The 14,789-nt window shown below is 38.5% G+C and carries 12 protein-coding genes; 3 read left to right on the top strand and 9 right to left on the bottom strand.

Translation table 11 applies throughout. The features are described 5' to 3' along the window. Positions 1 to 43 precede the first annotated feature (43 nt). From JOC77_RS01190 to JOC77_RS01180, 3 genes are all read right to left on the bottom strand, one after another. Positions 44 to 1,924 (bottom strand): S8 family serine peptidase, encoded by a 1,881-nt coding sequence (locus JOC77_RS01190; protein ID WP_204537545.1) that lies wholly within the window; start codon positions 1,922 to 1,924, stop codon positions 44 to 46. Positions 1,925 to 2,109: 185 nt separating this feature from the next. Beyond that, positions 2,110 to 3,174, bottom strand: a complete 1,065-nt coding sequence (locus tag JOC77_RS01185) for a DUF4179 domain-containing protein (protein WP_204537543.1) — start codon at positions 3,172 to 3,174, stop codon at positions 2,110 to 2,112. Beyond that, the gene (locus tag JOC77_RS01180) at positions 3,161 to 3,730 is read right to left on the bottom strand and encodes a sigma-70 family RNA polymerase sigma factor (RefSeq protein WP_239558521.1); all 570 of its coding nucleotides are present in this window, start codon (positions 3,728 to 3,730) and stop codon (positions 3,161 to 3,163) included. The genes JOC77_RS01185 and JOC77_RS01180 overlap by 14 nt, the downstream gene beginning before the upstream one ends. 199 nt (positions 3,731 to 3,929) lie before the next feature. Between JOC77_RS01180 and JOC77_RS01175 the strand changes: the two genes are divergently transcribed. Then, the gene (locus tag JOC77_RS01175) at positions 3,930 to 5,102 is read left to right on the top strand and encodes a S1C family serine protease (RefSeq protein WP_204537541.1); all 1,173 of its coding nucleotides are present in this window, start codon (positions 3,930 to 3,932) and stop codon (positions 5,100 to 5,102) included. A 182-nt stretch (positions 5,103 to 5,284) separates the two neighbouring features. On the opposite strand, the gene JOC77_RS01170 is transcribed toward JOC77_RS01175, so the two are convergent. The 6 genes from JOC77_RS01170 to JOC77_RS01145 all read right to left on the bottom strand — a co-directional run bounded on the left by JOC77_RS01170 (position 5,285) and on the right by JOC77_RS01145 (position 12,484). Further along, positions 5,285 to 5,425, bottom strand: coding sequence for a hypothetical protein (locus tag JOC77_RS01170; protein WP_204537539.1), 141 nt, complete (start codon positions 5,423 to 5,425; stop codon positions 5,285 to 5,287). Between the two features lie 553 nt (positions 5,426 to 5,978). Beyond that, a complete protein-coding gene (locus tag JOC77_RS01165; protein WP_239558544.1) occupies positions 5,979 to 8,087 on the bottom strand; it encodes a putative bifunctional diguanylate cyclase/phosphodiesterase in 2,109 nt (702 codons plus the stop codon). Between the two features lie 661 nt (positions 8,088 to 8,748). Then, the gene (locus tag JOC77_RS01160) at positions 8,749 to 9,243 is read right to left on the bottom strand and encodes a hypothetical protein (protein WP_204537536.1); all 495 of its coding nucleotides are present in this window, start codon (positions 9,241 to 9,243) and stop codon (positions 8,749 to 8,751) included. Positions 9,244 to 9,601: 358 nt separating this feature from the next. Then, the gene (locus tag JOC77_RS01155; protein WP_204537534.1) at positions 9,602 to 9,985 is read right to left on the bottom strand and encodes a hypothetical protein; all 384 of its coding nucleotides are present in this window, start codon (positions 9,983 to 9,985) and stop codon (positions 9,602 to 9,604) included. A gap of 164 nt (positions 9,986 to 10,149) precedes the next feature. Next, entirely contained in the window at positions 10,150 to 11,349 is a 1,200-nt protein-coding gene (locus JOC77_RS01150) for a glycoside hydrolase family protein (protein ID WP_239558520.1), read from the bottom strand. 112 nt (positions 11,350 to 11,461) lie between these two features. Continuing rightward, complete coding sequence (locus tag JOC77_RS01145; RefSeq protein ID WP_204537532.1) at positions 11,462 to 12,484, bottom strand: acyltransferase family protein; 1,023 nt, start codon at positions 12,482 to 12,484, stop codon at positions 11,462 to 11,464. Between the two features lie 328 nt (positions 12,485 to 12,812). Between JOC77_RS01145 and gloA2 the strand changes: the two genes are divergently transcribed. After that, positions 12,813 to 13,199, top strand: a complete 387-nt coding sequence (gloA2, locus tag JOC77_RS01140; protein WP_204537530.1) for an SMU1112c/YaeR family gloxylase I-like metalloprotein — start codon at positions 12,813 to 12,815, stop codon at positions 13,197 to 13,199. A 434-nt stretch (positions 13,200 to 13,633) separates the two neighbouring features. Next, entirely contained in the window at positions 13,634 to 14,554 is a 921-nt protein-coding gene (gene tagU / locus JOC77_RS01135; protein ID WP_204537528.1) for a polyisoprenyl-teichoic acid--peptidoglycan teichoic acid transferase TagU, read from the top strand. The last annotated feature ends 235 nt before the right edge of the window (positions 14,555 to 14,789 follow it).

Genomic DNA, 14,789 nt, shown 5'->3' with positions numbered 1-14,789 from the left:
GCTCTTCTTGGGAAATAATCCGGGAAATGGGGACAGTCCCCATTTATATTTTGATGGTGATTTTTGTTGTTTTGCTTTTGTTGCCGGCGAGGTCTGTGGCGGTTGCGGTTAGGATTCGGCCGGCGGGTTGTTTGGTGATGGCGGTGGAGAATGTGCCTGCTGTTGTTGCTTTGGTTGTACGGAGCAGTTTGGTTCCGTAATAGATTCTTACAGTGGAACCTTTTTCTGCTTTTCCTTTAATTACGGTAGATTTGGAATTCACTGTATACACATATGGTGCTCCTGGTGCTGTTGTATCTAATTCTGTGATTTTCAATGAATAAGAGTTTGGTGAAAAATGATTGTTCTTTTCAAAGAGCTGGAAGTAATTGCTTCCAGGTTTGATGCTGATCGTAAAGCTTTCACCTGAACTCATTCGTTTAGCATCATGCTCTTTTTCTTCAGCAGGCTTTCCACTAACAAGACGGTCAGTCCAAATAACTGGGTCTGTATAGGATACTGCGCTCACATCCACTTTTATTTTCATGTTCTTGACAGCTTTCAGTACATACCAGTCACTATCAAGAGGCGTATCAAATTTATCTATGTAGCTTTTATTTACGGAAACTGCTTTAGCTCTAGTACGCAGGTCGCCGGTATCTTTACTCAAAACAGGCAGGCTGGTCTGCATAGCTTTCATGATATTCACACGGCCAAATCCGGTGTACTTATTCCAAAAACTCGTATATCCTGGCGGCTTATTAGCGGATCTTTCTAATAGATACTCAATTTCATAGGGCTCAAGCGTTTTATCAGCAGATAGCATCAAGCCTGCCAGTCCGCTGACAATGGGAGCTGAGAATGATGTGCCGGCTGCCTTCAAATCATACCCTCCCCGCCTGGTTGGAACGGCAATATTTTCTCCAGGTGCAGCCAGGTCAAGCGCTTCACCAGTATTCGAAAAAGTGGAGAGCTTGTCTTTAGAGTCGGTAGAACCCACACTAAGCACTTCGGGGTATGCCGCAGGAAAGCTAACCGGAAATTTATATTCCCCTTCATTTCCAGCAGAAGCAACAACTAATATCCCCTTCGAAACAGCACGAGAGATAGCATCATATTCTGCCTGGCTGGGCTCTTCACTTCCAAAACTAATATTAATAATGTCGGCTCCCTGTTTAATCGCATAATCAATCCCAAGGATCTCAGTTCCTATTTCTGCACCTTTAGCACTGCCTATTTTTACAGGCAGTATTTTTATATTGGTATTTTTGGCTGCTACACCTGCGATTCCGATCTGGTTATTTGCCTGCGCTGCAATAACCCCGGAAACCATCGTTCCATGGCCTGCATAATCCAGAGGATCGGCATCATCGTTTACAAAATCATATCCGGGCAGAATCTGGCCTGCTGCAAAGTCTGGATGATCATAATGAATACCTGTATCCAGAACAGCTATTTTTACTGGATGAGTAAAGGTGTAAGACTCCCATGCATCAGGTATTCCAAGCTTCGGTAAATACCATTGTGCGGCCGCATACTTATCATTGGGCGCAGCAGCAGCAAAATGCTTCTTAACATAGTTTGGCTCAGCGGTAGTTACACCTGGATACTGCAGAGCCTTCTTAAGTACCAAATTGTAATTATGTGAGGTTGGTATTTTAATGATATATAGAGTTTCATGACCGCTCTTAAATTGGTTCACCAATGTTAGGTTATACGCAGCTAACAAACCTTTTATAGGCTTGGAAGACTTAATGATAGCCTGCCGGTCATTTACGGACGCTAAATCGGCTGCGCTTGCCTGAGTCCTTACTTCTTTTCCAGAATAAAACGTCTTTTGCCGGCGATCGGCATTTTCATCTGCAAGAGTTACCTGAGGGATAATAGAAACGAGTGCTGTCGTAAGAGCGAGGGGTGCCATCAACTTATAAAATGTACCTAACATGTACGTCCTCCAGATAAAGATTAATTATGAACCATTATACTCTTATGTATAAAAATTACTATCCTAATTATCTATCAAAATTCGACTCAAAACATATGTGTTTAGACTCATTTTTAGAAGTAGTTCCTATCATTCGGTGCTCAAGAAAAAACGTCCTCTCATAAGAAAGGACGTTTAAGCAGCATTTACTGAATCTTTTTCTTATCTTTACCAATCACGGTCACCTCGTATGGGTCGTTCCGCACTTCCTTTGTAATCTCATCTGTCCCAATGAAGGTATCAATCTCACTCTTAATCCTCTCAGCCAGCTCCCTCGCTTCTGGATCGTACGATTCTAGAGAGATTTTCACTTCAATCTGAAGCGGCAGCGGATGGAAGGAGTAAGAGAAGCCCCTTACTTTAAATTCCTTGTTTTCCCTTAACCCCGAACCTAGAATGCCGATAATATTATTCTTTCCCCATCTTATTTCCTGCTGGCGGGCTGTCATATCTGATTTGCGGATGTCTATTTTAAACTTGTCTCCATAAGGACTGGAAAGGTCGCCCACCGCTTGTTCCAGCTCAGCCTTTCTTTTCTCCGTCTTTGCAATGGACACATACATATAATGCTCCATTTTATTAATACGAACCTGAGGCGGGAAAGGTGTTAGATATTTATTTTTCTTCAGGTACTCTTCTACCTTCGCCTGAAGCTCATTTGATTTCTGCTCATTCTGTTTTTCCTCAGGAGTCAAGTCATGTGCCGGCTCTCTAACGTCCGGACTTACCCGCTTCACTGTGATTTCATATTTCCCAAAGTTTTGGGCAGTTAGTTCGGCGTTTACGTTTTTGATAACGTCAGGCTTTATGTTTTTGAATTGATCTTTAGGGCCGATCATTGTAAGAGTGATCTCCCGGTCTGGCACGGATACCTCCATGTTGTATACATCATATTTTTTGTCCTGGACTACATCAGAAAGCACGGCATAAATCGCATATTTATATTCTTCCTGCTTAATAAATAAGCTGAAATAAGGAATGTTTGCCGCGACCTTTGCCATCGCAGGGGAAAAATAAGATGAGGCTATAAACGCTAGAAACAAAGAAGCGGCTGCGATCGTGTAATACCATATTTTCCTGCCTTTCACAGAGCCTGGTTTTTTTAAGTGTATGACGTTACCTTTCTTAATGGCTGACAAGACATTCTGTTTATGCTTTTCATTAAAACGTAGGCCCTGATCCTCTGGGTATTTTAACTTATCTTCCATCATTTCCGTCTCCTTCCAGTAAACCTTTCAGCTGCTTTTTTGCTCTATGGAGCCGCGTCTTTACCGTGTTTGAGTTAATAGACAGCAGGTCTGAAATCTCATTGACCGACATCTCTTCATAATAATGAAAAATAATTACCTCCCGCAGCTTTATCGGAAGAAACAGCACCTTACTAAAAATAACCTCTTTTTCCTCCCGGTCCATTCCCTGCATGTCAGGTGAAGGATTCTTCATTAAAATGCTGCTGAAGAAATCCTTATAACGAATATGTTTATAAGACCAGCTTTTCACATAATCTTTGCATTTATTAACAGTAATCCGGTAAAGCCAGGTCTTGTAGCTGGATTTCTTTTGAAAGCGATCCAGACTGTTAAAGCAGCTGATAAAGACCTCCTGCGAAATATCCTCTGCTGCCTGCTTTTGTTTCACATATGAATAAGCCAGGCGTACGATCATATCGCCGTATTCCTCCATCAGCCAGACGAGCTGCTGCTCTTTAGACAGATGGCTGATCTCAGCCGGGCAGAAAGTTTCTTTTCTCATCATCTTCACTTGCATCCATATCCTCCTCTCTTTCACAAACTTTAGACGAAGAAGATCTGCCTTCGGTTCCATCATTACTTTTATTCATTTAATATTTAAAATTAAAAGTGTAATTTCCATATTTTATCAAAATTAAATGATTATCCTTTAAATTTTCTGTGCGTATCCGATATATCATAGGACATATTCACTATTTGGCAAGGAGGAAAAATGAATGAATTTCGTAAAAGTCATTATAAGCATCTTTAGTATACTAGCTTTTTCCATGCTGTCAGGCTGCAGTTTTTTGCAGCAAAAAGAGGAAACACAAACAAAGGCGGGGCCGGCTCAAACGATTTTGAAAGAAGTTAAAACGGTGCAGGTCGTGGAGAAAAAGGTGCCTGCCGCACAAACGGCGGAGCCAAAGAAAAAAAGTTTGAAGGATATTATCCGGGACTCCCAGGACAAAGTTTTTCAAATTATAACGCCAGATGGTCTTGGATCTGGATTTCTTTATGACAATAAAGGCCATATCGTCACAAACGCCCATGTAGTCGCAGGATATAAGGATGTAGAAGTCCTGACCGTTGATGATACTTCGCTTCACGGAACCGTAATTGGTATTGGTGAAGCTCTTGATGTTGCCGTCATTGAAGTACCCGAATTAGCAGGAAAAGGGTTTTTACAAACTGCCGCCGCTATGTCGGAAAAAGGGCAGGAGGTCATCACCTTCGGAAGCCCCAAAGGCTTGAAGGATTCTGTATCGGAAGGAATTATCAGCGGAATTGACCGCAGCTTTGAAATCCCTCCCTTTGTGTATGAAAATATCTATCAGACTACAGCTCCCATTTGGCCGGGAAGCAGCGGAGGTCCTTTATTAAACAAAGACAACGGTGAGGTTATGGCTATTAACAGCGCTTCTTATATAAATGAAGAAGCACTTGGCTTCTCTATTCCGATTCAGCAGGCAGTACCTTTGATTGACAGCTGGATTCAGAATCCTATGGATTTAGACCAGCTATATGATTATGGAAATACTTACAGTGATACAGATGTATGGGATATTCCGGATGAAGCTTATGAAGAGGATTGGGACAGTACATATGATTACTCTGAGGAAGAAGGAACAGACAGCTATCCAGAAGAATCTGAATCAGATGAAGAATACTATAACTCTGACGATTCCTCCGGCTATGGTGACTATGAAACTGCCGACCCCGAAGCAGAAGAATATATAACACCTGAAGAGGAAGATCCGGCTGTCTCAGATGATGAATTAAATGAAGAACCAACAGATGAGCCAGGCTACGAGGCTGTGCCTGAAGAAGGAGAAGGAACAGAAGAATATTATCCAGAACCTGAGGATCCTTATAATGGAGAAGATCCATTATCTGAAGAAGGCCAATAACTAATATATGAACCCCTAAAAACATGGTAAATTAAGGGCTCTCTACTCCTCCTGCGTGTAGGTTTCAAATGGAAGCATGCAGCACACTCCTTCGGCCCAACTGTATCCGAAATATGCATTATCAAAATACAAAGACAATAAATAATATTTATTTGCAGGACTCCAAGCACAGGAGTCCTTTTTTAATTCCCTGGCTTTTTCCTTACACCTTTAACAATATAATGAATAACGATCCAGGCAATTGGAAAGTTAACGATGAAGGTCATAGCAATGGCTGTGGCAGCCGCAATCATTGAATTGTTTAATTCATCACCCTCTGCCATTGAAGCCCCTGCAAAAAAGATAAAAGCGCGGTAAGTAAAAACGATAATAATCCATTTGGAATTTTCATAGTTTGTTCGAATACCACCTTAATCAATTGTAATCCCCTTTAGGACAGTTCAACACAATGGGAAAGATCCCTTTTTTATTCTGTAAAAAAGTTCAATAGAAACACACTGTCTCCCGTGAAAATATGTGATATCCCCCTCTTTTCATTAACAAAAAGACACTATAATAGTTTAATGATTAATCGTGCGGCGGGAAGACGTTTACTATTTATCCGTTCTTTTTAATGCTGCTAATACCTGCCTATAGATTCTCATACATTTTTTTAAAATTCACCAAAAAGACACAGAAATGCTCGATGATGCTGTCGAATTTATTTAATCAATTGTTTGATTAAATTCCTTCTCATTACTGTTACTGCAATCTTTTTAGCAAAAAACCTTTAAAAATGTTGTCGATTATCTCGTGAGACTTAAAATAAAATGACTCCAGCTAAAATGCCGGAGTCATCCTTATATTTGTGATTTTAGAGTTCAGGACATCTTTTACTCACGAGGTTCTAGAGATATGCTGACTCTGATAATTCTTTACATACTCTTCTATCTCTGCAAAAGGAATCGGCTTTGATAGGTAATAGCCTTGAACCTGGTCGCAGTCTCTCTTCTTAAGAAATTCAAGATGATCTTTCGTCTCAGCACCCTCGGCCAGTACGATTAGTTGTAGATGATGGCCTAACAAGATAATCGAGGAAAGAATCGTATCATCTTTTTCCGGAATATCTTTTAGGAAGGAACGGTCTATTTTTAATCGGTCTATCGTGAGATTTTTCAAATGGCTTAAAGAGCTGTAGCCGGCTCCAAAATCATCTAAGCTGATTTGGACTCCCAGGCTTTTTATACCCTTCAATAATGTGCTGGATCTCTGATAGTTGACGATCGCACTTTCTGTGATTTCCAAATCAAGATACCGGGCAGGAAGTCCTGTTTCTTCTAATATCGATTGAATATCGCTTACGATGCTTTCATTTTCAAACTGGATAGGTGAGAGATTTACGGAAACAGTTAAAGGAAGTCTGGTTCGTTCGAATAGAAGCATGGTTTGCTCGCAGGCTTCTTTAATCACCCATCTGCCGATTGACTCTATTAACTTTAGCTCCTCTGCAAGGGGAATGAAATCGTTTGGAGGAACCATCCCTTTCTCAGGGTGAATCCATCGAATGAGGGCCTCCATTCCAATCATTTCCCCTGTCTTTACACTTAGCTGCGGCTGATAAAATAATACGAACTCATTCCTCTGAAGAGCTTTACGCAGCTCTATCTCTAAATTGAGTTTTTTGTGAACCTCGTTTACCACTTGTTCGTTAAAAAACTGAATATGCCTGTTATCATATTTTGATAAATGAGTCCTCGCCATATCTGCGTTATTAATGAGAGTTTTCCCATCAGTTCCATCTTTAGGGTATGTGCTTATCCCAAATTGAGCAGAAAGCTGAAACTCCCGTCCATCCATCAAAATGGGATTTTTCAGCTTATTAAGTATATCTTCTGCAATAGCCAGTACCTGCTTTTCGGAATGATAGTCAGGAACAATCAAGACAAAATCGCATCCTCCCCATCTCCCTAACAGCTGGCCTTGACTTAATTCGGCATGAATTTTACTTATGGCTTTTTTCAAAAAATTATCTCCAACTGTATAGCCCAGCAGGTTGTTGATAGAATCCAAGCCCCTGAGGTCAAACAGCATCACGGCAAATGCCGGATGTTCTTTACTATAAGAATCTATTACATCCAAAATAAAGTTTCGATTAGGAAGATTTGTTAAATCATCATAATAGGCCATTTTATCTATTTCTTTACGGCGCAAATATTCGGCTTGGCGCTCTATTTTCGTATACATCCTGACTACAAAAATTAACAATACAGCAATAATAGCAGGGATAAGAAAACCAAATACTCTCCATTGATTTTGCTCCATTGCTTTCACAAAGGAGTCCCCATCATAATCGATGCCGAGAACAGCATCTGTACTATCCGCAGAGCTGTTGATCGGATAGAAAGCAGAAAGGCTGTATCCCCACTCATCCTTAGTTGGATACTCCTGAATAGAGTACTTCCCGGTAAATGCCCTTTCAAGTTCAGGTATGTATTCATCATAGAGAGTTCCAATCGGAATTTTTAGTTCATCATCTCCCCTGATGATACCGTCCCGGTTGTAGTCGGTTTCGAGACCAACCGCAAAGTAGTTATCCTTCTGTTCGTTTTTCTTTAGTGTGTAGATGCTGATTACCTGGGGGTTACTGTTCTGCCAATCAAGCATTTTATTGTAAATTCTATGATATACCGCCATACCAGAAGCAGTCTGGTCGTCAATCAGCTGATGATTCAACTGCCTTAATTCTTTAGAAAAAAGGGTCCCGATATATTCAGAATCTCTTTTATACTTCGTGTGCACCTCTTCCCCCAAGTAGTGTTCATACCACTTTCCGCCAATGAACAGGCAGATAATGACTAAATAAAAAATAGAATCGTTTTTTCTAGTAAACTTATATGAACTGATTCCCAGCTTTCTTTTTATCAATAATCTTAAATACAGTTTTACGACGATAATGAACAGTAAAGCTCCTATAGTTATTAAGTAAAATTCCATACTACTATTCATACTCACGTTAGCAAAATCCCTTCTGTCCCAGCAGCCCTGAAATCTTATCGACACTTAATTCATTTAATATTTTTAGTACTTTATATATAGTATCGGATTAATTTTGGGAGTTTTTAGCAGAAAGGTGTAACGCACCTAAATTTTTGTTTTGATAGCTCATACTTTTAAAGGGAGAGTCCGCATCCTGACGACTTTCTTTTTCTGCATGAAAAATTGTGGTCAAGAGCGTCTTTTTGAAAAAGGGATGGGGAATCAAAAATGACTCTGAAGAGGCTTAAATATTACCTTAAACATCGTTTTTCAACCGAGCATAAATGTACTTACTACCCGATTACTTGATTTGAAAAAGCAAATCAAGATTGGGCCGCTCATTATTTCGGCGGCCCTGAATATCGGCTCATTTATTTTCGAGCACGGCTCATTTATTTTCCAAAACAGCTCATATATTTTTGAAAACAGCTCATATATTTTTGATAACTGATCATATATTTTTGATAACTGATCATATATTTTCGCAGCAAATTTTTAGAATTTTTCCCTGATACAAAGATCTGAAGGATTATTTAAAAAAGAGCATCGGTATGAATTTCCGATGCTCTAACTTGCGGTACGCGTTTGATTAGGATATACATTCCTCACCATTAAGGGTATGGTTTATACTCTACGCATACTTTTCCATATAGTCGTATATAGCTCTTTTAACAATTTCATTTTTCTCTTCAGCACCAAATTCAGATAACCATTCTAGTTGTTCTACTGGGAGCCTGAACTCATCATCATCATGCGGCATTTTAACCTTCCGAATATCATCCAGGGTTATTTCTTTATCCATCCGAGTTCGTAATGATTCGTTTTCCGAGATTATATCAATTCCCTCAAACTCATGAAAATTTTCAATCTTACCAGCAAGAAGCAATCCAGGAAGATGATAATAACCCACTTTTTCAATCTTCATTATTTTAGTGAAGACCCTTTGATCATCTAACGTTATTTTTACTACCGCGTCTTTTAATAAAGAGTTGGACTCTTGGTCCTCTTCTCCCATAACGATCTGCAAACATAAAGTTTCATAGCCGTTTTCTTGTCTAATGTATAGATCTGAAGCAAAAAGGTGAATGTTTTCTCCATTAATTTTTACTGAACTTATGTTTGACATGTCTTCAACTCCTACATGTAGTAGTAAAATTGCTTTGCTGAGCTTTAACACGAAGTATCTATACTTTTCTTGTTTCAATTTTAACTACTTATTATAGTAATCTCAAGGAATTGTTTGATTTTTCTATCTGATTTTCATCTCAGAATTATGTGTTTGTCTAAGAAGGAAGAATAATTTTAAGCAGGTTATTCAGACGACCTACAATGTTGTACAAAATGATATCGGTAAGGGGCGGAACAAAGCTTGCTGGAGTCTGCTATTATAATGTTCTGGAAGAAGGCCTGATCGTTTGAAAGAGCATTTGCAGCTGGAATCATAGATTGTTTAACAAAAAGCCTCTTAATCAAAAGGCTTCTTTTTAGGTATTCACTTCCATTGCTTTTTTCCAGGCATCACAAACAAATCTGGCATCAGAAGAAAGCCATCCCTGTGCTTCCTGTCTTTCAAAAAGGTCTATGTATTCTATATAAATTCGCTTTGCAAAAGGAAGGTTTACTTCCCTGACACTATCATTCATTAACTTCAGTAATTTTTTATCAGAATGGGACAGCGCCTCGAAGGTGCCTTTTTCCTTTTCTTCCACGATAATTTTGATTAATTGCTTGGCATTATCATTCAGCAGCTGATAGCTTCGAGTTTCAATCAGTCTATTCCACTCTTTACTCATAATCTGTCTTGCCCTAGTATATCTCTCATCATTGCAGGCTTTGTTTACAATGCTTATTATGCTTTCAATTTTCATTCGTCTATCTCCGTTTTCAGATTTCGTACCTAATAGTAATATTTTACTATTTTTACAACAAATTAACATCCAAAAACGGTTTATTTTATCTGATTTTTCTAAAAAAAATTAAAAACCCGAATCATGGACAATTCAAAATTATCCACGATTCGGGTTTTAGTTTATTAGTAAGCCATACAGTTCACTTTAATGGTATTTTTGGTGTACTCATTATAAACCGAGTTGACTCTAATAAAGGACTCTGTTGTATTTTTTACTTTATTGGTTGAAAGGGCACTAATATTGGGCGAATTCATAACATTATAGGTCACCGCATATCGGGAGCCTGGTCCGCTATTCTTCCAAGGGAAGATCTGAATAGGCCTTGGCGCATTTTCAAAGCTGTTGTTCCTGAACAGAGGGTTCTTGACGCCGCTTGCTAGGATGCCGCTGTAATTACCGCTTCTTTCTACATTGCGGATGGTGTTCCCTTCAATGATAGAATTCGACCAGTTCATGGCACGTATAGAATCCCTCCTGGTTTTATCAATCACATTTTTTCTAATAATAACGGCTTCATGAAATTTTCCTTCTGAATATTTATGAGTACCGATGGCACGATCGAGATTTTTGAATAGATTTCCTTCAATCAAAACATCTTTATTGGGAGTTTTATCATACTTACTCCATTTTTGACTCCAGCCTTGTGTCTCTTTGTCCGGTGTATCCAGGTTGATCGCTTCTTTATTTAGATTTGCTGATGCCTTTGAATCAATAAACTCATTATTTTTGATAACCACTTTATAAGTGGCGTCCATTTCAATGAAATGACCTGACTGCATATTATGAAATTCAATATTTTCGATTTTAACATTTTGATTATGGCCAGCAATGATCGCTATTCCATCTTTAAAATATTTCATATCAAACAATACTTTTCCTTCACCAATAAACGAAATATTCTTCTCACCATCATATTTCCCATATACACCTGTCTTGCCTGAACGGGAAGGCCGAATTAATTGGAAAACGGATTTGGCCGCCTGAAACTGTGAGGTACCTGTAACAGTTCCTTTCATAATTTTCACGCCGTTTTTGAATCGGAGAGTAACATTAGAAGGTACATATAAGGTATTGGTTATCGTATAGGTGCCGCTGTTTAAAACCAGTGTGCCTCCACCCTTTTTCTCTAACTCCTCCAGATAAGATCTTAATACATAATATTGCTTTGTGTATGTATTATAAGTGGAGAATTTCAGCATGGACTTATTAATCGGGCTACTGGATTGAGTAATGGTGTAAGTTGGGTAAGCTGCTTTTGTATCAAGCGTTTGCGTCGACAGAATAGCAGTTAATACCGCCATAATAAACATAATCTTTTTCAAACAGACATCTCCTTAATCTTGAGGTTACTCTTATTATCGGCAAAAAATGTAAATTAGCAAGCAAAATGGCATAAAAAAAGCAAACCCTCTGTTAAAAAGATTTGCTCGAAATTTATGCTGCCTGCGTTCTTTGTACAGAAACAGCCTTTTTCCGCCGGCGGTTGATATTGCCGACGATATACGACCCCTTAGGCAGCAGGGAAACAAGTTTGATGATGGCTATGGAGATGGTTATAGTGATCACAAACAGAGTTATAATTTTTAAGGATTTGCTTGGGAATAACTGAGACACAAACGGCGAAAGGTATTTCAGTACCTGCCAGTGAACGAGATAAATCCCAAATGAATAATTGCTGATTATATTTACCAGACGTAATTTAGGAAGCCGCTGACCCCACGCAAGAATAAACATGCTGACCGAAATAACGACCGGGAACAAATCAAGACGGCGAGAATTAACAGCGGTATTTCCTTCTTGATAAAAGTAAAAAACAAGCGCAACAGAGAGAACTACAGGAATAATCGTAAACCATCTATATTTCAATAGAACGGCAGCAATCTTCTTATAATGCTTGCCTATGATAAAGGCAGTTGTAAAGTAAGCGAACCATGCAGTAAAGGGCATGACTAACATTTTATTATACTCAACCACAAATGGGTGTTTCCCATTCAGAATATATAAATGAGCGAACATGATGATTAAACTTAGGGGAAAGAGTAGTTTCATAGATATTTTGAAACGGATCACCAGATAGTGCAGCAAGTAAAACTGGAAGATGATCAATACAAAATATCCCCCAAATAAACCGAACACAGCATTTTCAATCATCTTCTGGCTTAAATTAAGATTTGGATAGAGATCTTTAGCCACCAAAGCATCGATGATCGCAAAGGATAGAAACGGTAGGTAAATCCATTGAAAGCGTTTGGACCAGAAGTTCTCTGGAAGTTTATCAGGATAGCGATTCGCTAGTATAATTTCAGATAAAACAACAAATGTGGGTGTTGCAAAACATAACAAGGCCCTGAACAGATCAAAATATTCTATATTAGGAGAGCCGATCATGGTTGTACTATGAAGAAAAACGATACTGAGACAAGCAACTGTCCGCAATACATTCCATTCGTTAATCATAGTGTGCCTCCTTCTAATTAGTATTTTATTAAAAATAACTATAATAAAATATCATTATTAGAGAGGCATTAACAACGATTAATAATTTCCAACGCTTGTTATTTCTAGTTTTTTACAAATAAAAGGACATTTGTTATGAAGAATATATACTATTTTTATATATTAATTAGGGATGTTTAAGGGTAAAAGGAATTGGTTTTGTTTAAAACCATGGATATAAACAAAGGACTTGCGGCTCGTTTTTTCGATTCAAATGCAGGCGGTAATACATAAGTTACAAGAAAGAATGCTAGAATTAGTTTATAAATTAACGATAGGCGGGCAAAAGATGAAACTTAATAAAATCCATCATATTGCAATAATCTGTTCCGATTATAAAAGATCAAAGAATTTCTATGTAAATATTCTGGGATTAGAAGTGTTGAAGGAAACGTATCGTGAAGAACGGAATTCTTATAAACTAGACTTAATGGCCGGGGGCGAATATCAGATCGAACTATTTTCGTTTCCAGACAGCCCTGAGAGATTGAGTTACCCTGAGGCTCAGGGACTTAGACACCTCGCTTTTGAAGTGGATCATATAGAAGAGGCTGTAAGTGAGCTGGATGCGAACAGCATCCAAGCGGAACCGATTCGGATCGATCCTGTCACAGGGAAGAAATTTACTTTTTTTCATGATCCAGATAGACTGCCTTTGGAGCTGTATGAGAAATAAAAGGTTAATATACCTGGCTAATTTTTCACTAAGCGTCATATATATTTAATGTAACAAAAATTTTCTGATATAGATTTCAATTCAGTATGATTATATATTCATAAACAGGAGAGAATTTATAATAAAATCTATTAGAAGAAGGTTATATTATGAATTTCTCCTCTGAATCAGAAAACTTTGCTAAAGGACTATTATGGGGAACGGCATTAAGCATTCCACTATGGCTCGCGATCTTTGGCTGGATTAAACTGCTTCTCTCTGTGATGTAACATTCAAAATCCCCTAAACAAGTATCTATTGAATTTGTTTATTTCCCCTGAACAAATTTTCTATTATTTGGGAATTAATCACCGACGTTTGCTCTTATCCCCTCTCCCTTTTTCATAAAATTCATGATATTCTTAAAATAGTTTACCGAAAATCTGGAGGTTATTATGAAGAAAAATAAAAAAAGGCGCCGATGGGCTAAGTTTGCTGGCATTGCCTTACTTTTACTGATTTTAGGCGGAGGTATCTATTTATTCTATTTTTCTCAATCATTAACTTCTGCCGTAAACCAGATGCACCAGCCTATTGAACGAAAGGTTTCTGATAAACGTGAACAGGCCGTTACTCTTGAGAAAAAAGATCCTTTTTCCGTTCTGCTGCTTGGAGTAGATAAGCGGGAGAATGATAGCGGCCGCTCTGATACGATCATTGTGCTTACTGTTAATCCAAATAAAAATTCGATAGAAATGCTTAGTATCCCCAGAGACACCCGAACGGTAATTGCCGGCAAAGGGACAGAGGATAAAATTAACCATGCTTATGCTTTTGGCGGAGTCGAAATGGCCATGGATACGGTTGAACAATTTCTTGATATACCGATAGATTATTATGTCCAAATGAACATGGAAGGATTCAAGGAAATTATAGATTCTGTTGGCGGGATTACCGTAAATAATGATCTTGATTTTACGTCTGGAGGCGTACATTTTCCAAAGGGCAGCCTTACTTTAAACGGCGAAAAGGCATTAAAATATTCGCGGATGAGATACGAAGATCCACGAGGAGATTTCGGCAGGCAGATGCGCCAGCGCCAAATTATTCAGGGTATTATTCAAGAAGGAGCCAGCGTTTCTTCCCTCGTAAGTTTTGACGAGATCTTTACCACGCTGGGCAATAATATTAAAACAAATTTAACATTTGATCAGATGGTCGATTTGCAGAAAAACTACAAAGGAGTTCAACGTCATATCGAACAAAACCAAATAAAAGGATCAGGTACTAAGATCGATCACATTTACTATTTCTTAGTGCCTGAAAGTGAGCGGCTCTCCCTTCATAACCGATTGAAGGAACATTTAGAACTATAAAGAATGGCTGCTGTTTAACCCGCAATACTGTCCAGCTGATACAATCAAATGATCTTGTAATAGTGGAAGAAAGAGAGTTTGATAGAGGTCTATCCGTACAATTAGTCATTGGGAAATGGTGAATTTGCCAGATCTCTACTAAAAAATAAGTTAATTCTATAATTTGGATGAATAAAAGATTCATAGACGGGGAATAATGAATCTAACAACAAATTATAGGAGGCATCACATATGC

It is taken from the genome of Peribacillus deserti, from assembly GCF_016909175.1.
Lineage (GTDB): Bacteria > Bacillota > Bacilli > Bacillales > DSM-1321 > Paraperibacillus > Paraperibacillus deserti.
This window is presented reverse-complemented; position numbering and strand designations above follow the sequence as displayed.

Coding starts and splice junctions, on each gene's coding strand:
- JOC77_RS01190 (WP_204537545.1), bottom strand. CDS start 1,924: ATGTTAGGTACATTTTATAAGTTGATGGCACCCCTCGCTCTTACGACA.
- JOC77_RS01185 (WP_204537543.1), bottom strand. CDS start 3,174: ATGATGGAAGATAAGTTAAAATACCCAGAGGATCAGGGCCTACGTTTT.
- JOC77_RS01180 (WP_239558521.1), bottom strand. CDS start 3,730: ATGCAAGTGAAGATGATGAGAAAAGAAACTTTCTGCCCGGCTGAGATC.
- JOC77_RS01175 (WP_204537541.1), top strand. CDS start 3,930: ATGAATTTCGTAAAAGTCATTATAAGCATCTTTAGTATACTAGCTTTT.
- JOC77_RS01170 (WP_204537539.1), bottom strand. CDS start 5,425: ATGGCAGAGGGTGATGAATTAAACAATTCAATGATTGCGGCTGCCACA.
- JOC77_RS01165 (WP_239558544.1), bottom strand. CDS start 8,087: ATGAATAGTAGTATGGAATTTTACTTAATAACTATAGGAGCTTTACTG.
- JOC77_RS01160 (WP_204537536.1), bottom strand. CDS start 9,243: ATGTCAAACATAAGTTCAGTAAAAATTAATGGAGAAAACATTCACCTT.
- JOC77_RS01155 (WP_204537534.1), bottom strand. CDS start 9,985: ATGAAAATTGAAAGCATAATAAGCATTGTAAACAAAGCCTGCAATGAT.
- JOC77_RS01145 (WP_204537532.1), bottom strand. CDS start 12,484: ATGATTAACGAATGGAATGTATTGCGGACAGTTGCTTGTCTCAGTATC.
- gloA2 (WP_204537530.1), top strand. CDS start 12,813: ATGAAACTTAATAAAATCCATCATATTGCAATAATCTGTTCCGATTAT.
- tagU (WP_204537528.1), top strand. CDS start 13,634: ATGAAGAAAAATAAAAAAAGGCGCCGATGGGCTAAGTTTGCTGGCATT.